Source organism: Streptomyces sp. GL_148 (genome assembly GCF_057834205.1).
In genome coordinates this window covers 4280246-4299407 of sequence record NZ_CM174396.1, presented here as the reverse complement: position 1 = coordinate 4299407, position 19162 = coordinate 4280246, and the positions used below count along the sequence as shown (strand labels likewise).

The 19162-nt window shown below is 70.7% G+C and carries 17 protein-coding genes and 4 tRNA genes; 10 read left to right on the top strand and 11 right to left on the bottom strand.

Going from position 1 to position 19162, the window contains the following annotated elements; translation table 11 throughout:
• Positions 1–19: 19 nt before the first annotated feature.
• The 3 genes from AC3IYI_RS19755 to AC3IYI_RS19745 are packed head-to-tail and all read left to right on the top strand — an operon-like array spanning position 20 to position 2275.
• On the top strand, positions 20–574 hold the full coding sequence (locus tag AC3IYI_RS19755; protein WP_489411407.1) for a hypothetical protein: 555 nt from the start codon (positions 20–22) through the stop codon (positions 572–574).
• Between the two features lie 43 nt (positions 575–617).
• The gene (locus AC3IYI_RS19750; RefSeq protein ID WP_489411406.1) at positions 618–1409 is read left to right on the top strand and encodes a maleylpyruvate isomerase family mycothiol-dependent enzyme; all 792 of its coding nucleotides are present in this window, start codon (positions 618–620) and stop codon (positions 1407–1409) included.
• A gap of 38 nt (positions 1410–1447) precedes the next feature.
• Positions 1448–2275, top strand: coding sequence for an META domain-containing protein (locus tag AC3IYI_RS19745; RefSeq protein WP_489411405.1), 828 nt, complete (start codon positions 1448–1450; stop codon positions 2273–2275).
• Between the two features lie 9 nt (positions 2276–2284).
• On the opposite strand, the gene AC3IYI_RS19740 is transcribed toward AC3IYI_RS19745, so the two are convergent.
• The 3 genes from AC3IYI_RS19740 to AC3IYI_RS19730 form a co-directional block, all read right to left on the bottom strand.
• Positions 2285–2890, bottom strand: coding sequence for an HIT family protein (locus AC3IYI_RS19740; protein WP_489411404.1), 606 nt, complete (start codon positions 2888–2890; stop codon positions 2285–2287).
• A 55-nt stretch (positions 2891–2945) separates the two neighbouring features.
• A complete protein-coding gene (locus tag AC3IYI_RS19735; RefSeq protein ID WP_489411403.1) occupies positions 2946–4382 on the bottom strand; it encodes a sulfatase family protein in 1437 nt (478 codons plus the stop codon).
• Between the two features lie 150 nt (positions 4383–4532).
• Positions 4533–4628: a putative leader peptide gene (locus AC3IYI_RS19730; protein WP_323187867.1), complete on the bottom strand. Its 96-nt coding sequence runs from the start codon at positions 4626–4628 to the stop codon at positions 4533–4535.
• Between the two features lie 148 nt (positions 4629–4776).
• Here AC3IYI_RS19730 and purF point away from each other — a divergent pair, with 148 nt between their 5' ends.
• Positions 4777–6294 carry an amidophosphoribosyltransferase gene (gene purF, locus AC3IYI_RS19725; protein ID WP_243341158.1) on the top strand — a complete coding sequence of 506 codons (1518 nt, stop codon included), beginning with the start codon at positions 4777–4779 and terminating at the stop codon, positions 6292–6294.
• A 166-nt stretch (positions 6295–6460) separates the two neighbouring features.
• Positions 6461–7531 carry a phosphoribosylformylglycinamidine cyclo-ligase gene (gene purM, locus AC3IYI_RS19720; RefSeq protein ID WP_489411402.1) on the top strand — a complete coding sequence of 357 codons (1071 nt, stop codon included), beginning with the start codon at positions 6461–6463 and terminating at the stop codon, positions 7529–7531.
• A 161-nt stretch (positions 7532–7692) separates the two neighbouring features.
• On the opposite strand, the gene AC3IYI_RS19715 is transcribed toward purM, so the two are convergent.
• Together AC3IYI_RS19715 and AC3IYI_RS19710 are read right to left on the bottom strand one after the other, a co-directional pair.
• The gene (locus tag AC3IYI_RS19715) at positions 7693–7959 is read right to left on the bottom strand and encodes a DUF3073 domain-containing protein (RefSeq protein ID WP_243341155.1); all 267 of its coding nucleotides are present in this window, start codon (positions 7957–7959) and stop codon (positions 7693–7695) included.
• 298 nt (positions 7960–8257) lie between these two features.
• Entirely contained in the window at positions 8258–9370 is a 1113-nt protein-coding gene (locus AC3IYI_RS19710; protein ID WP_489411401.1) for a Leu/Phe/Val dehydrogenase, read from the bottom strand.
• A 232-nt stretch (positions 9371–9602) separates the two neighbouring features.
• Between AC3IYI_RS19710 and AC3IYI_RS19705 the strand changes: the two genes are divergently transcribed.
• Entirely contained in the window at positions 9603–10433 is an 831-nt protein-coding gene (locus AC3IYI_RS19705; RefSeq protein ID WP_489411593.1) for a DUF8083 family protein, read from the top strand.
• A gap of 588 nt (positions 10434–11021) precedes the next feature.
• Positions 11022–11228 carry a developmental transcriptional regulator BldC gene (bldC, locus tag AC3IYI_RS19700; protein ID WP_003949541.1) on the top strand — a complete coding sequence of 69 codons (207 nt, stop codon included), beginning with the start codon at positions 11022–11024 and terminating at the stop codon, positions 11226–11228.
• Positions 11229–11902: 674 nt separating this feature from the next.
• Here the strand turns inward: bldC and AC3IYI_RS19695 are convergent.
• Together AC3IYI_RS19695 and hrpA are read right to left on the bottom strand one after the other, a co-directional pair.
• Positions 11903–11976, bottom strand: a tRNA-Asp gene (locus AC3IYI_RS19695).
• 69 nt (positions 11977–12045) lie between these two features.
• Complete coding sequence (gene hrpA / locus AC3IYI_RS19690) at positions 12046–15981, bottom strand: ATP-dependent RNA helicase HrpA (RefSeq protein WP_489411400.1); 3936 nt, start codon at positions 15979–15981, stop codon at positions 12046–12048.
• A 212-nt stretch (positions 15982–16193) separates the two neighbouring features.
• Between hrpA and AC3IYI_RS19685 the strand changes: the two genes are divergently transcribed.
• The 3 genes from AC3IYI_RS19685 to AC3IYI_RS19675 all read left to right on the top strand — a co-directional run bounded on the left by AC3IYI_RS19685 (position 16194) and on the right by AC3IYI_RS19675 (position 18324).
• Positions 16194–16646 carry a hypothetical protein gene (locus AC3IYI_RS19685; RefSeq protein ID WP_489411399.1) on the top strand — a complete coding sequence of 151 codons (453 nt, stop codon included), beginning with the start codon at positions 16194–16196 and terminating at the stop codon, positions 16644–16646.
• 68 nt (positions 16647–16714) lie between these two features.
• Complete coding sequence (locus tag AC3IYI_RS19680; protein ID WP_489411398.1) at positions 16715–17470, top strand: DsbA family protein; 756 nt, start codon at positions 16715–16717, stop codon at positions 17468–17470.
• Positions 17467–18324: a cytochrome c biogenesis CcdA family protein gene (locus tag AC3IYI_RS19675; RefSeq protein ID WP_489411397.1), complete on the top strand. Its 858-nt coding sequence runs from the start codon at positions 17467–17469 to the stop codon at positions 18322–18324. The genes AC3IYI_RS19680 and AC3IYI_RS19675 overlap by 4 nt, the downstream gene beginning before the upstream one ends.
• A gap of 40 nt (positions 18325–18364) precedes the next feature.
• On the opposite strand, the gene AC3IYI_RS19670 is transcribed toward AC3IYI_RS19675, so the two are convergent.
• The 4 genes from AC3IYI_RS19670 to AC3IYI_RS19655 all read right to left on the bottom strand — a co-directional run bounded on the left by AC3IYI_RS19670 (position 18365) and on the right by AC3IYI_RS19655 (position 19157).
• A tRNA-Phe gene (locus AC3IYI_RS19670) sits at positions 18365–18441 on the bottom strand.
• Positions 18442–18463: 22 nt separating this feature from the next.
• Positions 18464–18537, bottom strand: a tRNA-Asp gene (locus AC3IYI_RS19665).
• A 39-nt stretch (positions 18538–18576) separates the two neighbouring features.
• Positions 18577–18649: transfer RNA gene (locus AC3IYI_RS19660), tRNA-Glu, on the bottom strand.
• Between the two features lie 157 nt (positions 18650–18806).
• Positions 18807–19157 (bottom strand): metallopeptidase family protein, encoded by a 351-nt coding sequence (locus tag AC3IYI_RS19655; RefSeq protein ID WP_243341145.1) that lies wholly within the window; start codon positions 19155–19157, stop codon positions 18807–18809.
• Positions 19158–19162 lie beyond the last annotated feature (5 nt).

Below are 19162 nucleotides of genomic sequence, written 5' to 3'. Positions count from 1 at the left end.
ACGGGGGCAGGGGGGACGGATGTCCGGGAGCAGGGGCCGAAGGCCCGGTACGGGCGGGGTGGTCGGTCTGGTCGTGTGCGCGGCCGCCCTCGGTGTGGGCGGCTGGTTCGTCTACGAGCAGTACGGGACCCGCCAGGACAGCCGGGCGGAGATCAACGAGGCCTGTGAGGGGCTGGTGGACCCGGATGCGGTGATGCGGTTCGGCGGCCACGCGGACAAGGTGGACTCCACCGGCACGGGGGGCCAGGTGTGCGTGCTGCGCCGGGCGGTGACCTTCGAGGGGCAGGAGCAGATGGAGGAGTACTTCTCGCTCAAGGTCGTCGCCTCCAAGGACGCCGAGCCGGGCGAAAGCCGGTTCGTCCTCGGGACCCGCAGCGTAGAGGTGACTGCGAAGTGCGCCGCCCCGGCCGAGTCCGCCGGGGTGACCTCCCTGCGGGTGACGGCCGTGCGCGAAGGGGACCGCGCGCACCGCGGCGAGCCCGGGGCCCTGGCGGCGCTGGCCCGCGAGGCGGCCCTGCGCGCGGCGGCGAAGGCCGGGTGCGAGACCACCCTGCCCGCGGCCCCCACGACCTGACGGCTACCGGACCCCGGGCGCCCGGCGGCGTAGGGTCGGCCCCATGCCGCCCGCCAAGAAGAAGCCGCGCACCTACGACCACGCCCGGACCCGTACGGCCGTCCTCGCGCAGTTCGGGCACGTACGGGACGCCGTACGGGAGTTGGACCCCGAGCGGCTCGCCCGGCCCAGCGGGGTCGGGCACTGGTCCGTCGCGGAGCTGGCCGCGCACATCGCGTGGATCGCCGACTCGCTGGCCGGCGGCCTCGCCCGGCCGCCCGCCGCCGTCGCCGAACTGTCCGCCGCCGAGTGGCCCTTCGCGACGGCCTCGCTCGCCGGGAAGATCGCCGAGGCCGCGAAGGAGAACCTGGAGGGCGCCCCGCTCGCCGAGCTCTACGACCGGGCCGGCGCCCGCCTGGCCGAGGCGCTCGACGCGAACCCCGGCAGCCGCGTGCTCGACCTGTGGATCGGGGCCATGACCCTGGCCGACTTCCTGGTCACCCGCACCGTCGAGCTCGTCGTCCACACCGACGACCTGCGCCGCGCCACCGGACTGGACATCCCCGTGGACCGCCAGGCCCTGGCCGCCTGCACCCGGCTGCTCGCCGACGCCCTCGCGCTCAAGGCTCCGGGCGGGGCGGTGGAGTTCCGCGTCCCGCCGTTCGCGGTGGTGCAGTGCGTCGAAGGGCCCCGGCACACCCGCGGCACCCCGCCGAACGTGGTGGAGACCGACCCGCTGACCTGGATCCGGCTCGCCACCGGCCGGACGAGCTGGGGCGAAGCACTGGACGGGGCCCAGGTCCGGGCCAGCGGCGAGCGCGCCGACCTCTCGGCGCTGCTCCCCCTGATGAGCTGATCCGGGAACCGGTTCGCAGCCTGGCGCGTCCCACCGGCATGCGTACGCTGCCGCTCTTCCCCGCCGCCCTGGTCGCCGTACTCGCGCTGTCCGTCACCTCCACCGCCTGCGGTGACGACGGCGCCGCGCCGGGGACGCAACCCGCCCGCGGGTTCTCCGGCCCCTGGTCGGTCGAGAGCCTCACCGTCGACGGCAAGACGCTGCGGGCCCCGGCCGCCGCCCGGCTGTCCGTGGAGCGCGGCAAGGGTTACGAGGCCGAGGCCAGCGGCAACTACGGCTGCAACGGCTTCACCGCCGCGGTGATCTTCGACTCGGCGACCGTCATGACCGTGTCGCCCGGCGTCCACACCGACATGGCCTGCCCCGACCTGCCGTTCGAGACGGCCTTCGCCAGGCTCTTCCGGGGCCCGCTGACCGTGGAACAGGGCCAGGAGAAGATCACGCTGAAGACCTCGGACGGCAACACGATCGCCCTGAGCTCGAAGCCCCCGGCCCCCGCGGCCCCGTTCGTCGCCACGCAGTGGACCGTCGATTCCCTGATCAAGGGGGAGACGGCTTCCTCGGTCCCGGCCGGCGCCGAGGGCCGGGCCCGCTTCACCGTGGCCGCGGACGGGAACGTGAGCGGCAACCTCGGCTGCAACCGCTTCAACGCGAGCGCCGCCGTCGAGGGCGACAAGCTCACCGTCGGCCCCCTCACCAGCACCCGGATGGCCTGCGAGGGCGGACCGGGGGAGGTCGAGCGGGCGCTGACCGAGCTGTTCGGCAGCGGCCCGCTCACCTGGAAGGTCCAGGGCGAGGCCCTCACCCTCACAGCACCCGGTTCGGGCACCGGCATCACCGCGAAGGCGGCCTCGGCCGTCGAGTGACCCCGGGCCTCAGACGTGCGCGGTCCCGCCGTCCTTCGCCATCGCCGCGGCGATCCGGCGCGCGGACTCGGCCCACACCTCGTCGGGGAGCCTCGGCAGCACGTCGTCCCACAGCGGCAGGCAGGAGCCGCGCAACTGCAGCATCCCCTCGGGCCGGGCCATCAGGAAGAGATGCAGGTGGGCGCCCCCGTCGCCGACCTTGCTGACGTGCACGCGGCCGATCCCTCCGAGCGTGCGTACGGCCCGCTCGATCCGCTGGGCCATCCCGCCCAGCTCGGCGGCCCGCTCGGCCGGCAGGTCCAGCAGATCGTGATGGCCGCGCGGGATCAGCATGAGGATGGCGGACAGCGAGCCGTGCAGGCCCATCAACCGCCAGTGCTCGTCCGTCCACAGGAAGTCGGAGTCCGCCGGCACGCAGCCCTCGCACCCCTCCGGCCCGGCCTCCCCGTTGCGGGGCGGCTCGGGCAGGACGGGCTCGTCCAGCGGCCTGACCCGCAGCTCACCCTCGAACGGGAAGGTGTCCCACATCGGGATGCCCTCGGAGGAGAAGGGGATCGGTTCGCCGATCGGCAACCGGCGTACGTACTCACTGGGTTCAGGTATCAGGTCCGTCATGATCCACAGCCTTCCACAGGCTGTGGACCACGTCACGGGCTCCCGCCTCGGCGGCTCAGCCCGGGTACGGCAGCAGCCCCGCGTCCGTCTTCTCCCAGGCCGCCCGCAGTTCGGCCAGCCGGGCCGGCTCCAGCGCCGCCTTGTCGGCCTGCTCGCGGATGTCCCCGGCCAGGTTGAAGAGCTGGTCGCGGCCCGCCTTGCCGCGGTAGTACTTCCAGTCCCCGCGGCGCAGTGCCCGCTCCCCGCGCACCCGCCAGAACAGGTTCCGCTCGGCGACCTCCTCGCCGCGCAGCAGGTACCCGGCCAGGCTGACCCCGTCCAGCGGGTACGCCGGGTTCGCGCGGGCGCCCGCCAGTTCCAGCAGGGTGGCCGTCCAGTCCGGGGTGAAGACCGGCACGTGGCTGACCTGGCCGCCGTCGAGCCGGGCGGGCCAGCGCACGATGGTCGGGACGCGGATGCCGCCCTCCTGGAGGGAGGACTTGTTGCCGGCGAGCGGCCAGTTGTGGGAGAAGCGCTCGCCCCCGTTGTCGCTGGCGAAGAAGACCAGGGTGTCCTCCTCCTGGCCGGAGCGCTTCAGCGCCTTCAGCACCTCGCCGATCGAGCGGTCGAGGTCCTCCACCATCTGCTTGTACTTCTCGATGGACCCGCCGTCCTCGTGCCACAGGGCCCGCCTGTCGCCGGCCTTGATCCGGCGGGTGACCTCGGCGCTCGCCTCGGTGTCCCCGTCGGCGATCCACGGCCAGTGCGGGGTGGTGAAGTTGAGGTTCAGCAGCCACGGCTTGTCGCCGTGGTCGCGGGAGACGTACTCGCCGGCCCGCTCGGTCAGGATCCGCGTGTAGTAGCGCAGGTCCTTGTACTCTGCGTCGCCCTCGTAGAGGTCGTACGAGCCGTCGCCGGACAGCTTGGAGTAGTACTCCAGGGCCCCGCTGAAGTTGCCGAAGAACTCGTCCCAGCCCGACTTGGTCGGGCTGTAGTCGGGCAGGAAGCCGCAGTGCCACTTGCCTATCAGCGCGGTCGTGTACCCGGAGCCGCGCAGCAGCGAGGCCAGCGTCGGGTGGGTCGGCTCCAGGCCCGCCGTCTTGTCGGCGATGGGCTCGGCGAGGCCGCCCTTGGCGCGGCCCGGGTAGCGGCCGGTGTACAGGCTGAAGCGGGTCGGGGAGCAGGTCGCGGAGCCCGAGTAGGCGTCGGTGAAGCGGACGCCCTGGCGGGCGAGCCGGTCCAGGTTCGGGGTCTTGATGTGCGGGGAGCCGTAGGAGGACAGGTCGGCCCAGCCGAGGTCGTCCCCGAGGATGAACAGGATGTTCGGGCGGTGGGAACGGCGTCCCCGCTCGGCCCGGAACTCCCGCTCCTGCGGGCTCGCGTGCTGCGCTTCGGCGGGGGGCGCCGCGTGGGCCGGGGCGGCGGCGCCCAGTCCCACCGCCGCGGCGGCCGCGGTCGCGCCGACCGCGCCGCCGAAGGCGCGCCGGGACAGGTTGGGTTCGTACGAGGTCACGGGTACTCCAGAGCAGGGCCCGTCGGCCCTCCGGAGCGGGCCGGCTCGGGGCAGCGCGGGGCGGCGCAGGGCGCGGCGGAGCGCATGCCGGAGCAGACACGGACGGAAAGCGGCGGGGAAAGGTGAAAAGAAAAGGAAAAGCGGCGCGAGCTACGCAGAACAGCGACAGATGGCGCTGGCGACACGGACGAGGTCCACGTGTCGGCGCGCGACGAGGGTGACGGTGCGGTCACCGAGAGGCTGCATGAGCCGGAGCTTGTACGAAACCACAGGCGACTGTCAACCAGGGCAATCCGGATATTGAGACGAACAGGTTCCGTCACCCTGCGTGCTGTGACATTTCCCGGGCATCCCCAATTCGGACCAGTGGTCGATCTCGCCTACACTCGGAGACGTGCCTCGTGGTGATGGACGACTCAACCACGACCTGCTCCCCGGCGAAAAGGGCCCCCAGGACGCTTGCGGCGTCTTCGGTGTCTGGGCTCCGGGTGAAGAGGTCGCCAAGCTCACCTACTTCGGACTGTATGCATTGCAGCACCGCGGACAAGAGTCCGCGGGTATCGCTGTGAGCAACGGTTCCCAGATCCTCGTCTTCAAGGACATGGGCCTCGTTTCCCAAGTCTTCGACGAAACCTCTCTCGGCTCGCTCCAGGGTCATATCGCGGTCGGTCACGCCCGCTACTCGACCACTGGCGCCTCCGTCTGGGAGAACGCTCAGCCGACCTTCCGTGCGACCGCCCACGGCTCCATTGCCCTGGGTCACAACGGCAACCTGGTGAACACCGCCGAGTTGGCCGAGATGGTCGCCGACCTCCCCCGTCAGGACGGCCGTGCCACCCAGGTGGCGGCCACCAACGACACCGACCTGGTCACCGCCCTGCTGGCCGGCCAGACGGACGACGACGGCAAGCCCCTGACCATCGAGGAGTCGGCCACCAAGGTCCTCCCGAAGGTGAAGGGTGCCTTCTCGCTCGTCTTCATGGACGAGGGAACGCTCTACACCGCCCGTGACCCGCAGGGCATCCGCCCGCTGGTCCTCGGCCGCCTGGAGCGCGGCTGGGTGGTGGCGAGCGAGACCGCCGCCCTCGACATCTGTGGCGCCAGCTTCGTCCGCGAGGTCGAGCCGGGCGAGCTCATCGCGATCGACGAGAACGGCCTGCGGACCTCTCGTTTCGCGGAAGCAAAGCCCAAGGGCTGTGTCTTCGAGTACGTCTACCTGGCGCGCCCGGACACCGACATCGCCGGCCGGAACGTCTACCTCTCGCGTGTCGAGATGGGACGGCGCCTGGCCAAGGAAGCCCCGGCCGACGCCGACCTGGTGATATCGACGCCGGAATCGGGCACGCCCGCCGCCGTCGGCTACGCCGAGGCCAGTGGGATTCCGTACGGCGTGGGCCTGGTCAAGAACGCCTACGTGGGCCGGACCTTCATCCAGCCCTCGCAGACGATCCGCCAGCTCGGCATCCGCCTCAAGCTCAACCCCCTCAAGGAAGTCATCCGGGGCAAGCGCCTGGTGGTCGTCGACGACTCGATCGTCCGCGGCAACACCCAGCGCGCCCTGGTCAAGATGCTCCGCGAGGCCGGCGCGGCGGAGGTCCACATCCGGATCTCCTCGCCGCCGGTGAAGTGGCCGTGCTTCTTCGGCATCGACTTCGCCACCCGGGCCGAGCTGATCGCCAACGGCATGACGGTCGACGAGATCGCCACGTCGCTGGGCGCGGACTCGCTCTCGTACATCTCGCTCGACTCGATGATCGAAGCGACGACCATCCAGAAGCCCAACCTCTGCCGTGCGTGCTTCGACGGCGTGTACCCCATGGAACTGCCCGACCCGCAGCTCCTGGGCAAGCAGCTCCTGGAGACGGAGCTGGCCGGCGGCACCGACGCCGCCGACGCACTCCGGCGCCCGTAGGGCCCGAGGCAACGCCATGGTCCGCGGGCTCGCCCGAGCCCGCGGACCATGGCCCCCTCCCCTCCCCTCCCCCTTCATCCTGCTCAACCTGCGCGAGGCCTGCTCTTTCAGGCTTTTCCGGGGCCTCGCATCACACGCAGCAACGACACGAAAGCTCTCTCCTGTCATGACAGAGAAGACCACCGGTGCCAGCTACGCAGCCGCGGGCGTGGACATCGACGCGGGAGACCGCGCCGTCGAGCTGATGAAGGAGTGGGTGAAGAAGACGCAGCGCCCCGAGGTCCTCGGCGGCCTCGGCGGTTTCGCCGGCCTCTTCGACGCCTCCGCCCTCAAGCGCTACGAGCACCCCCTGCTCGCCTCCGCGACCGACGGCGTCGGCACCAAGGTGGACATCGCCCGCCGCATGGGCGTGTACGACACCATCGGCCACGACCTCGTCGCGATGGTCATGGACGACATCGTCGTCTGCGGCGCCGAGCCGCTCTTCATGACCGACTACATCTGCGTCGGCAAGGTTCACCCCGAGCGCGTCGCGGCCATCGTCAAGGGCATCGCCGAGGGCTGTGTCCTGGCCGGCTGCGCCCTGGTCGGCGGCGAGACCGCCGAACACCCGGGCCTGCTGGGCCCGGACGACTTCGACGTGGCGGGCGCCGGCACCGGCGTCGTCGAGTACGACCGCCTGCTGGGCGCGGACCGCATCCGTACGGGCGACGCCGTCATCGCGATGGCGTCCTCCGGTCTTCACTCGAACGGGTACTCGCTGGTCCGCCACGTCCTCTTCGACCGGGCCGGAATGTCCCTGGAGGGCCACGTCGAGGAGCTCGGCCGGACCCTCGGCGAGGAGCTGCTGGAGCCCACCAAGATCTACTCGCTGGACTGCATGGCCCTCACCCGCACGGCCGACGTGCACGCCTACTCCCACATCACGGGCGGCGGCCTCGCGGCGAACCTCGCCCGGGTGATCCCGGACCACCTGCACGCCACGGTCGACCGCTCGACCTGGACCCCGGGCGCGATCTTCGACCTGGTCGGCAAGGCCGGTCAGGTGGAGCGCCTGGAGCTGGAGAAGACGCTGAACATGGGCGTCGGCATGATGGCCGTGGTCCCGCAGGACTCGGTGGACGTGGCCCTGACCGCCCTGGCCGACCGGGGCGTCGACGCCTGGGTCGCGGGAGAGATCCTCGACCGCGGCGACCACACCGAGGGCGCGACGATGACCGGCGACTACGCGAGCTGACCGGCTCGGGGAGCACGGCCACCACCGGCTCCCACCAGTGCGAACAGCACGGAAACCCGGCCCGGGGCGATGCCCTGGACCGGGTTTCCGTACATGTGAAGCTGTGTGCCGCTGCTGAGGATGAGGATCAGCGCACCGCGAGTCCGACGCCGAGTGGCGCGTCAAGCACCGCGACGGTAGACGGACGGACCGGACTCTTCGTCCTCGTCCTCGTCATCGCTGTTGTAGCGCTCCGCGTACTTGGCGTACGGGTCGTCCTCGTCATCATCATCAAGCTCGTCATCGACGACCGGCTCGCTGACAGGCAGCGGTTCCGTGTGCGATGCGCCCAGCTCATTGGCCAGACGCGACAAGTCAGTCCCGCCGCTGCTGTACTTCAGCTGGCGGGCGACCTTCGTCTGCTTGGCCTTTGCCCGGCCGCGCCCCATGGCTCGACCCCCTCGGTGACGGGGCTCGACGGCCCCAGAGTCTGACACGCGTTCATGGTTCGGAGCGGGCTCTCCGTGGAGAGACCGTCCGTAGGGGTTTAACGGTACCTGCTTCCGCGGCCATACGGTACGCCGCCCGCATGACGCGCCCCGGTGCAGTACCAGCAAGGCGCCCCGTCCTCGCTGGTCAGCTGCGATTTTAGCCGTTTCCTGACGGGCGACCCGCCGAAGCGCAGTGAGTTCCGTCTCGCTGCGCCCCGGAGGGCCGCCCAGAAGCCCCATAAGGGCCCCGTGAGGGTCAGACGGTGCGTGCCGCGCTGCGGGCGTCCGCCATCCGCTGCTCGGCGATGCGGTCGGCGGCCGCGGCCGGCGGAATCCCGTCCGCCTTCGCACGTGCGAAGATCTCCAGCGTGGTGTCGAAGATCTTCGCGGCCTTGGCCTTGCAGCGGTCGAAGTCGAAGCCGCGCAGCTCGTCGGCGACCTGGATGACCCCGCCCGCGTTGACCACGTAGTCCGGCGCGTAGAGGATCCCGCGGTCCGCGAGGTCCTTCTCCACACCCGGGTGCGCGAGCTGGTTGTTCGCGGCGCCGCAGACGATCTTGGCGGTGAGGGCGGGCACGGAGTCGTCGTTCAAGGCCCCGCCGAGCGCGCAGGGGGCGTAGATGTCCAGGCCCTCCACGCGGATCAGCGCCTCGGTGTCGGCGACGGCGGTCACCTTGCCGGCGTACTTGTCGAGGCTGTGTTTTTCAAGGATGTGCTGCACGGACTCGGCGCGGACGTCCGTGATGACGACCTCGGCGCCGTCCTGCAGCAGGTGCTCGACCAGGTGGTGGCCGACCTTGCCGACGCCCGCGACGGCGACCTTGCGGCCGCGCAGGGTCGGGTCGCCCCACAGGTGCTGGGCGCTGGCGCGCATGCCCTGGAAGACGCCGAAGGCGGTGAGGACCGAGGAGTCGCCGGCGCCGCCGTTCTCGGGGGAACGGCCGGTCGCCCAGCGGGTCTCGCGGGCCACGACGTCCATGTCGGCCACGTAGGTGCCGACGTCGCAGGCGGTCACGTAGCGGCCGCCGAGGGACTCGACGAACCGGCCGTAGGCCAGCAGCAGTTCCTCGGACTTCAGTACGTCCGGGTCGCCGATGATGACGGCCTTGCCGCCGCCGAGGTCGAGCCCGGCGAGCGCGTTCTTGTACGACATGCCGCGCGAGAGGTTCAGCGCGTCGAGGACGGCCTCCTCGTCGGAGGCGTACGCGTGGAACCGCGTACCGCCGAGGGCCGGGCCCAGGGCGGTGGAGTGGATCGCGATGACGGCCTTCAGGCCGGAGGCTCGGTCCTGGCACAGCACGACTTGCTCGTGGCCGCCCTGTTCACTGCGGAACAGGGTGTGCAGGACGCCGTCGGTCATTTCGGTCACGGTGGTGACTCCCATGGATGAGATGCGGCGGGAAAGACGCCCGCCCTGCGGGTGGGGGAGGGCGTGCTGGGAGCAGCGTAAGACCTGCGGGGCTCCGCGATCCTCCCTGTCCGGAGATCGGGACGTTCCGGGGTGACGGCCCGGCGCGCGGGCGGGGCAGCGGGCCGCCGTCGGAGTAGCGCCGGGCGGGGCGGGGGAGTACGAGAGCGTGAGCGAATCCCCCGATCCCCGGCTGCCCTCCGCCCGCTCGGCCCCCGCCGTCCCCTACGCCTCCTACCTGCGCGTCTACGAGCCGCTGACGGCCTTCCCGGAGCCCGAGCGCACCCACTGGGCCGACTACGCCCGGCGCGGGGCCACCCCGACGGCCCAGGACGAACTGCGACGGTCGCTGGTGGACTTGGTACGGGTGCCCGTGGTCGGGGTCCCGGCGCACGAGAGCGCGGACGCCTTCACCGCCGAGGTCGACGGGGTCCTGCTGGTCTGCCCCTGGCGGACGAGGCTGCGCGGCTGGCTCGCGCTCCAGGAGCTGGTGGCCGAGTTCCCGCTCCCGGTGCTCGACGCCGCCCTGCCCGCGGCCGCCCGCCGCCGCGCGGCCGAGGAGTACGAGGACTGGCGCGGGCGCAATCCCGATGCGCGGCCGTGGATCCGTACGGGGGTCTGGCAGGTGCCGCTGCGCTGGTTCGTGCTGGTGTCCGACGAGGAGCGGGAGTACGTGCCGGGCGAGGGGCTGCGCTACCGGACCCCGATGGTGCAGGCCCGGCGCCGGCTCGCGCGGGGGCTGCGGACCCTGCGGGAGGCGGACGGGTACGGGATGCTCGCCGACGGGCTGGTGGAGGTCGGGAGCTGGCTGGAGGAGTTCCACCCCCGCTCGATGGTGGAGCTGGACTACGGCGGGCTGCTGCACGCCCTGCCGGCGGACCGGCTCGATGCCGATCACTCGGCGGCGGACCTGGCGGCGGGACTCGCGGCCCTGCGGGCCGGGGACCGGGACGGGGCGGCGCGGACGTACGGGGCCCTGGCGGAGCGGTGGCGGGCGGTCCGGGAGAGACTCTTCGCCAATTGAGTCGCTCGGTTCCGGTTTCGGTCCGAGTGACCTGCGCGACCCGGGTAGCGACTCCGGGTGCGGTTGTCCATCCGGCGATCGGCCGAGCACGGAAGAGAACGGCCAGCTCAAGGCCGTGATGCCCTCTTTTGGGTCTTTGTTCCGGGACCTTCGTCCCGATACGGGCCATTGGCCCAAGCGTGACGGACCGCACTTTCTACACCCTTGCGCCCTTCCCCTACCCTCGTGCCAAAATAGGACAAGGAGTCCGGGGAGGGTTCCTTCCGTCCAACTAAGGGCGGAATGCTCGGTATTGCACTCTACGGGGGGTCTGACGACTCCTGATCGCTCTGTGACTGATCGTCACAGTGGGGTGACTGTCCGTTATGGGACGGTCCATCGGCTTCCGCCGCTGATGAACACCTCGGAGGGCAATTCCGTCGGTTTGGCCCTTAGGGCTGGACGGATGGTGTAGTTGTAGTGCCGAGGACAAGCCGTTCGTCCTATAACCGACTCGGCCCGCGTATGTCCATTTCGGGCAACGCGGGCCAAGGTGCAGAATTTAGAGGAAAGAACCGAGATGGTTCGGTTCTCCCGAGGAGGCCGCTCATGACCGCTCGCACCCCTGATGCCGAGCCGCTGCTGACCCCGGCTGAGGTTGCCACGATGTTCCGCGTGGACCCGAAGACGGTGACCCGCTGGGCCAAGGCAGGCAAGCTCACGTCCATCCGCACCCTGGGTGGACACCGCCGTTACCGCGAGGCTGAGGTCCGCGCACTGCTTGCGGGAATTCCGCAGCAGCGCAGCGAGGCCTGAGGTTCCGCAGCACCCCTTATTGCCGGGTCTATATCGGGTCCCCCAATCCGATGAGACCCACAGAGCTTCAAACGACCGGACCTGCCCCAACAGGTTCATCAGTCGTTCGATCGCGCTGGACTCCGCCGGGTCCAGCGCGATCTTTTTTATGCCCTGGTCAGGGGGTTATCGAGCGGGTGTGCGGAGCCGGCGGGGGTGGGTGCAATGGCACATATAAAATCGAGTGGGCGTATGGGCCCCATAAAAGCGTGCGTCTCAAAAACACATGAGGTGACTCCCGTCACAGATGATCACTCTTGTGGATCAGGCAATGCACCCCGTAAGGGGATGTGCCGCGCAGAGCGCATCATCCGGACGGGCGATTTCCCGGGCGGCGGGGCCGGCCGGCGGGGCCGACTCGGGCACGCGCGGCTTCGGGGTGACTTCGGGTGGGGTGCGGGGGGAATGCGTCGGGAGGCCCGTGAGGGGCCTCCAGGCGCCCCTCACGGGCCTGCGGCGGGTCAGGTGAGGTTCCTGGTGCCCCGGGGCGCCTCAGGGGCTCAATCGGGGCCGTGGGGCGGGCCGGTGGGGCAGTGGCGGCGGTGTGCCCCACGCGCTGTGCTTCGACCCCGCCCTCGACCGCCGGAAACGCGTCAGGGCCCGCATCCCTGAGGATGCGGGCCCTGACGATCTTGCGAACCTGACGGGACTTGAACCCGCGACCTCCACCTTGACAGGGTGGCGAGCTAACCAACTGCTCCACAGGTCCTTGATTTGCGGCCGCTGGGCGGCTGCGAATCAGACTGTACCGCAGCTCAGGGGGTGCAGTCGAACCCGATCACCTGGCAGGTCCCGGGGCCGCCGCGTCCACCGCCTTCACGATGCGCTTGTCGGAGACCGGATAGGCCGTTCCGAGCGCGTGCGCGAAGTAGCTGACCCGCAGTTCCTCGATCATCCAGCGGATCTCGGTGACCTCCGCGGGGACCGGCCTGCCCTTCGGCAACTGCTCCAGCAGCCACAGGTACTCGTCCCGCATCTCGTGGACCTTCTCCATGCGCGTGGTGTCGCGCTGGACGCCCGTGGGCATCTGCTGGAGCCGCCGGTCGATGGCCACCAGGTAGCGCATCAGGTCCGGGAGCCGGCGCAGTCCGGTCAGCGTGACGAACCCGGCCGGCATGAGGGCCGCGAGCTGCGTCTTGACGTCCTGGACGTTGGCCACCAGGGCGAGGCTGGCCGTGGTCTTCAGCCGGCGTTCGCAGGCCTGCCAGGCGGCCAGCACCTGCTGCACCTGCGTGATCGTCCGTACGGTCGTGTCCACCAGGTCGGTCCGCACGGCCTCGTAGAGCTTGCGGAAGCCCGCCTCGTCCCACGCCGGGCCGCCGTGCCGGGCGATCAGGTGGTCGGCCGCCGCGGTCGCGCAGTCGTCGAACAGCGCCTGGATGGAGCCGTGCGGATTGCGCGACAGCGCCAGCTTCTGCTGGTTGCTCAGGTGGTCCGAGGCGAACTTCGCCGGGTTCACCGTGATGTTGAGCAGGATCAGGCGTCGGGTGCCCAGACGCATCGCCTGCTGCTGCTCGGCCTCGGTGTCGAAGAGGCGTACGCAGACGCTCGTACCGGCGTCCACGAGCGCCGGGTACGCCTTCACCGGCTGGCCGGCCCGGCGGGTCTCGAAGACCTTGGTCAGCGTGCCGATCGTCCAGTCGGTCAGCCCGGTCTTCTCCACCGACTCCCCGCCCTCCCGCTCCGCGCTGGCCGCGGCGGCCTGCGAGAGGGCCTGGCGGGCCTTGGGCTTGAGCTGGAGCCGCAGGGCCTCCAGGTCCTTGGCCTCGGCGAGGTTCTTGCGGCGCTCGTCGACGATCCGGAAGGTGATCTTCAGGTGGTCGGGGATCCGGGTCAGGTCGAAGTCCTCGGCGGTGACCGGGACCCCGACCATCCGCCGGAGCTCCCGGGCGAGCGTCACGTGCAGGGGCTCTTGCAGCGGGTGGGAGGTGGCCAGGAAGCGGGTCGCGAAGTTCGGCGCGGGCACGTAGTGCCGGCGGATCGGCTTCGGGAGGGACCGGATCAGCTCGGTGACGACCTCTTCGCGCAGGCCCGGGATCTGCCAGTCGAAGCCCTCGTCCGTGACCTGGTTCAGCACCTGGAGCGGGATGTGGACGGTCACGCCGTCCGCGTCCGCGCCCGGCTCGAACTGGTAGGTCACCCGGAACTTCAGCCGGCCCTGCATCCAGGAGTCCGGGTAGTCGGCCTTGGTGACCCCGGCCGCCTTCTCCGTCAGGAGCATCTCGCGCTCGAAGTCGAGCAGCTCGGGCTCGTCGCGCTTCTTCTGCTTCCACCAGGAGTCGAAGTGCGCCCCCGAGACCACGTGTTCGGGGATCCGCTGGTCGTAGAAGTCGAAGAGCGTCTCGTCGTCGACCACGATGTCGCGGCGCCGGGCCCGGTTCTCCAGCTCCTCCACCTCGGTGAGGAGCTTGCGGTTGTCGGCGTAGAACTTGTGGTGGGTCCGCCAGTCGCCCTCGACCAGGGCGTTGCGAATGAACAGGTCGCGCGAGACCTCGGCGTCGATCCGGCCGTAGTTGATCTTCCGCTGGGCGACGATCGGCACCCCGTACAGCGTGACCTTCTCGAAGGCCATCACGGCCGCCTGGTCCTTCTCCCAGTGCGGCTCGCTGTACGTGCGCTTGATCAGGTGCTGGGCTAGCGGCTCCACCCACTCCGGCTCCACCTTGGCGTTCACCCGGGCCCACAGCCGCGAGGTCTCCACCAGCTCGGCGGACATCAGGAACTTGGGCTGCTTCTTGAACAGCGAGGAGCCCGGGAAGATCGCGAACTTGGCGGAGCGGGCCCCCAGGTACTCGTTCTTGTCGGTGTCCTTGAGCCCGATGTGCGACAGCAGACCGGCCAGCAGCGAGATGTGCACGCTCGTCTCGGGGGCGTCGGCCTCGTTGACGTGAATGCCCATGGACTTGGCGACCGTACGCAGCTGCGAATAGATGTCCTGCCATTCGCGGATCCGCAGGAAGTTCAGGTACTCCTGCTTGCACATCCGGCGGAAGGAGGACGAGCCGCGCTCCTTCTGCTGCTCCCGGACGTAGCGCCACATGTTCAGGAAGGAGAGGAAGTCGCTCGTCTCGTCCTTGAACCGGGCGTGGTTCTGGTCCGCCTGCGTCTGCTTGTCCGAGGGCCGCTCGCGCGGGTCCTGGATGGACAGGGCCGCCGCGATGACCATGACCTCGCGGACGCAGTTGTTCTTGTCCGCCTCCACCACCATGCGGGCGAGGCGCGGGTCCACGGGGAGCTGGGAGAGCTGGCGGCCCATCGGCGTGAGCCGCTTCTTATGGTCCTTCTCGTCCGGGTCGAGCGCGCCGAGCTCCTGCAGGAGCTGCACGCCGTCGCGGATGTTGCGGTGGTCCGGCGGGTCGATGAAGGGGAACTTCTCGATCTCGCCGAGGCCGGCCGCGGTCATCTGGAGGATGACGGAGGCGAGGTTGGTGCGCAGGATCTCGGCGTCCGTGAACTCCGGACGGGTCAGGAAGTCGTCCTCCGAGTACAGCCGGATGCAGATGCCGTCCGAGGTACGGCCGCAGCGGCCCTTGCGCTGGTTGGCGCTGGCCTGCGAGATCCGCTCGATGGGCAGCCGCTGGACCTTGGTGCGGTGGCTGTAGCGGGAGATGCGGGCATTGCCCGGGTCGATCACGTACTTGATGCCGGGGACGGTCAGCGAGGTCTCGGCGACGTTGGTCGCGAGGACGATCCGGCGACCGGTGTGCTGCTGGAAGACGCGGTGCTGCTCGGCGTGCGAGAGGCGTGCGTAGAGGGGGAGGACTTCGGTCAGGCGGAGCTTGCGCTTCTCCAGCGCGTCCGCCGTGTCGCGGATCTCGCGCTCGCCGGAGAGGAAGACCAGGATGTCGCCCGGCCCCTCCGCCTGGAGCTCGTCCACGGCCTCGCAGATCGCGGTGATCTGGTCGCGGTCGCTGTCCTCGGAGTCGTCTTCCAGGAGCGGCCGGTAACGCACCTCCACCGGATACGTCCGGCCGCTGACCTCGACGATCGGGGCCTCGCCGAAGTGCCGGGAGAACCGCTGCGGGTCGATGGTCGCCGAGGTGATGATCACCTTGAGGTCGGGGCGCTTGGGTAGCAGCGTGGCGAGGTAGCCGAGCAGGAAGTCGATGTTCAGCGACCGCTCGTGGGCCTCGTCGATGATGATCGTGTCGTACGCGCGCAACTCGCGGTCCGTCTGGATCTCGGCGAGCAGGATGCCGTCCGTCATCAGCTTCACGAAGGTCGCGTCCTGGTCCACCTGGTCGGTGAACCGGACCTTCCAGCCGACGGTCTGGCCGATCTCGGACTTCAGCTCCTCCGCGATGCGCTCCGCGACCGTGCGGGCCGCGATCCGGCGGGGCTGGGTGTGCCCGATCATGCCCCGGACCCCGCGCCCCAGCTCCATGCAGATCTTGGGGATCTGCGTGGTCTTGCCGGAGCCGGTCTCGCCCGCGACGATCACGACCTGGTGGTCGCGTATCGCCTCGGCGATCTCGTCCTTCTTCTGGCTGACGGGAAGGTTCTCGGGATACGTGACCTCGGGCTTCCGCGAGGCGCGCCCGGCCAGTCGCACGGCGGCCGTTTCGGCCTCCGCGCGGATCTCGTCGAGTACGGCCTGCTTGGCCTCGGGCTTGCGGATGCGGCGGGCGCCTTCGAGGCGGCGGCCGAGGCGGTGCGCGTCACGGAGGGAGATCTCACCGAGAAGCGTCTGCAGGGCGGCGAAGGAAGTAGACATACCTGGTCGAGGATCTCACCCGTAGGCGCTGGGTGGCGAACGCATTTGTGGGGCTGACCCGTACCATTTCGGGACGAGTCCCCCGAGCGTTACCCCGATGTGTCCCCCTGACATGTCTCCCTGACGTGTCACCCGACGTGTCACCCGTGATGTCCCAGCCGTGTCCGAGCGAGAGGCCGCCCACGATGTCCCGCAGCCGCCGCCTCCGGTGCGTGTTCGCGGTACTGCTGGGCTGGGCCCTGCTGGCCGGGACCTTCCAGGCGGCGGCGGCTCCGGTGGCCGCCCGGGTTGGGGCGGCTCCGGTGGTCGCGGTCGTGGTCCCGGTCGTCCCGTCCGTCTCGGTCGCCGGGGCTTCCGTAGCCGTCGGGCAAGGGGCCGTGAGGGCTGCGGCTCCCGCGGAGCCGGGCTCCGCTCCCGCCGGGGCCTTCGCCTTCGCCTCCGCCGGTCCGGCCGGGCCCGCCTGCGCCCCGGGATCCCCCGGCCGGGACGGCGTACCCGCCCTGCCGGTGCGGGCCGGGTCCGACCAGGCCCAGGCCCATGCCCCGCCCGCGCGGCCCGGGCCCGAGGTGGCGGTCCCGTCGCGGGTGACACCGGTACGGGTCCTCGTACGCGGGCCCGGCCAGTCGGCGCCGTCCCCGCTGGAGCTGTCCGTGATGCGGGTGTAGGAGGACCGGCCGCACCAGCCGCCGGTCCGCCAGTCCCGCCCCGTCCCGCACAGCCCTGGAGCACCCGCATGTCCGCTTCGCCGTCCTCTTCCTCTTCCTCCCGCAAGCCCCTGCTGATCTCCGCCGGGGTCGCCCTCGCCGCCGTCACCCTCGGCCTCGTCTCCTGGCAGGCCACCAAACCCGAGAACGGCGCCGCCGGCGCCGCCCGGTCGTCCGCGGCTTCCGCTCCGGAGGCCGGATCCACCACGGACCCCGCCGCGCAGCTCAAGGCCCTGGCCCGCCGCGAGTCCGGGGACAAGCTCGCCGCCGGCCGGGCCGACGCCCCCGTCGTCCTGATCGAGTACTCCGACTTCAAGTGCGGCTACTGCGGGAAGTTCGCCCGCGACACCGAGCCCGAGCTCGTGAAGAAGTACATGGAGGACGGCACCCTGCGCATCGAGTGGCGCAACTTCCCGATCTTCGGCGCCGACTCCGAGGCCGCCGCCAAGGCCGCCTGGGCGGCGGGGCAGCAGGACCGCTTCGTGCAGTTCCACGCGGCCGCGTACGCCGAGGGCGCCAAGGAGAAGGGCTTCGGCGCGGAGCGGCTGACCGAGCTGGCGCGCGAGGCCGGGGTCCCGGACCTGGAGCGCTTCACGGCGGACATGGCAGGGGAGCAGGCGGCGGCCGCTCTGGCGAAGGACCAGGAGGAGGGGTACCGCATCGGCGTCACCTCCACCCCGTCCTTCCTGATCAACGGGCAGCCCATCGCCGGAGCCCAGCCCCCGGCGGCCTTCGAGGCCGCCATCGCCAAGGCCAAGGCCAAGGCGCAGGCGGCCGCGAAGTGACCGACGTCGGATACCTGGCCGCCCTGCTCGGCGGCCTGCTCGCGCTGCTCAGCCCGTGCAGCGCGCTGCTCCTGCCCGCCTTCTTCGCGTACTCCATCGACTCCACGTCCCGGCTGCTGGCGCGCACCGGGATCTTCTACGCGGGCCTCGCGAGCACCCTCGTACCGCTGGGGGCGGCCGGTTCGTACGCCGGGCGGTTCTTCCACGGCAACCGCGAGGCCCTCGTGCTGTGCGGCGGCTGGCTGATCATCGGGCTCGGCCTCGCCCAGATCCTGGGCCTGGGCTTCGCCCCGAAGCGGATCGCGGAGCTGTCGGGGAGGATCCGGCCGACCACCGCCCTGTCGGTGTACGCGCTGGGCGCGGTCTACGGGCTGGCCGGCTTCTGCGCCGGACCCATCCTCGGCAGCGTCCTGACGGTGGCGGCTGTCAGCGGCAGCCCGCTCTACGGAGGCCTGCTGCTGGCGGTGTACGCACTGGGCATGGCCGTGCCGCTGTTCGTGCTGGCACTGCTCTGGGAGCGCTTCGACCTGGGCCGCCGACGCTGGCTGCGCGGCCGCTCCCTCTCGGTCGGCCGCTTCGAACTGCACACGACCTCGCTGGCCTCGGGCCTGTTCTTCATCCTGCTCGGCGCGCTGTTCCTGGCGTACGACGGGGCGAGCGCCCTGCCGGGGCTGCTGGACGTGGACGATTCGTTCGCGGTGGAGCAGCGGGTGCAGGCCGTGGCGGACGCGGTTCCGGACTGGGCGCTGCTCGGGCTGGTGGCCGTGGCGGCTGCGGGCGTGGGCCTGGCGCAGTGGCGCCGACGGGCCCGGGCGGCCGGAGTCGGCGCGGGCGCGGGCGCGGAAGGGGAATGACGAAGAAGGCCCCGTCCGATGGACGGGGCCTTCTTGATTCTGGTGGCTGGGGCCGGGGTCGAACCGGCGACCTATCGCTTTTCAGGCGATCGCTCGTACCAACTGAGCTACCCAGCCACGAAACCGTTTCCGGCTTCAGCGAACCTGACGGGACTTGAACCCGCGACCTCCACCTTGACAGGGTGGCGAGCTAACCAACTGCTCCACAGGTCCTTGCAATGTGCGAGCACAAGTCTCGCACACGGTAATGCGTACCCCCAACGGGATTCGAACCCGTGCTACCGCCTTGAAAGGGCGGCGTCCTGGGCCACTAGACGATGAGGGCTAAAGGCCCGCCGGGCACTTTCCAGCGCGTCGGGGACGTGAGAAGCATATGGGATCCCGGCGGCGATCGCCAAAACGGTTTCCGCGGGCGGGTCAGTGGCGGGTCAGCGACGGGCCGGAGGCGGCCGGGAGGCGGCCCGGACCAGGCCCCGAGGGGGTCAGCCCCAGCCGAGTTCGTGGAGCCGCTCGTCGTCGATGCCGAAGTGGTGGGCGATCTCGTGGACCACCGTCACGGCGACCTCGTGGACCACCTCCTCCGCGCTCTCGCACATCCGCAGGGTCGGCCCCATGTAGATCGAGATCCGGTCGGGCAGGACCCCGGCGTACCACTCGCCGCGCTCCGTGAGCGGGGTTCCCTCGTAGAGGCCGAGCAGTTCGGGGTCGTCGGAGGCGGGCTCGTCCTCCACGAAGACGGCCACGTTGTCCATGACCCGGGTCAGCTCCTCGGGGATCGAGTCCAGCGCCTCGGCCACCAGCTCTTCGAACGCGTCACGCGTCATCTCCAGCACGGGGC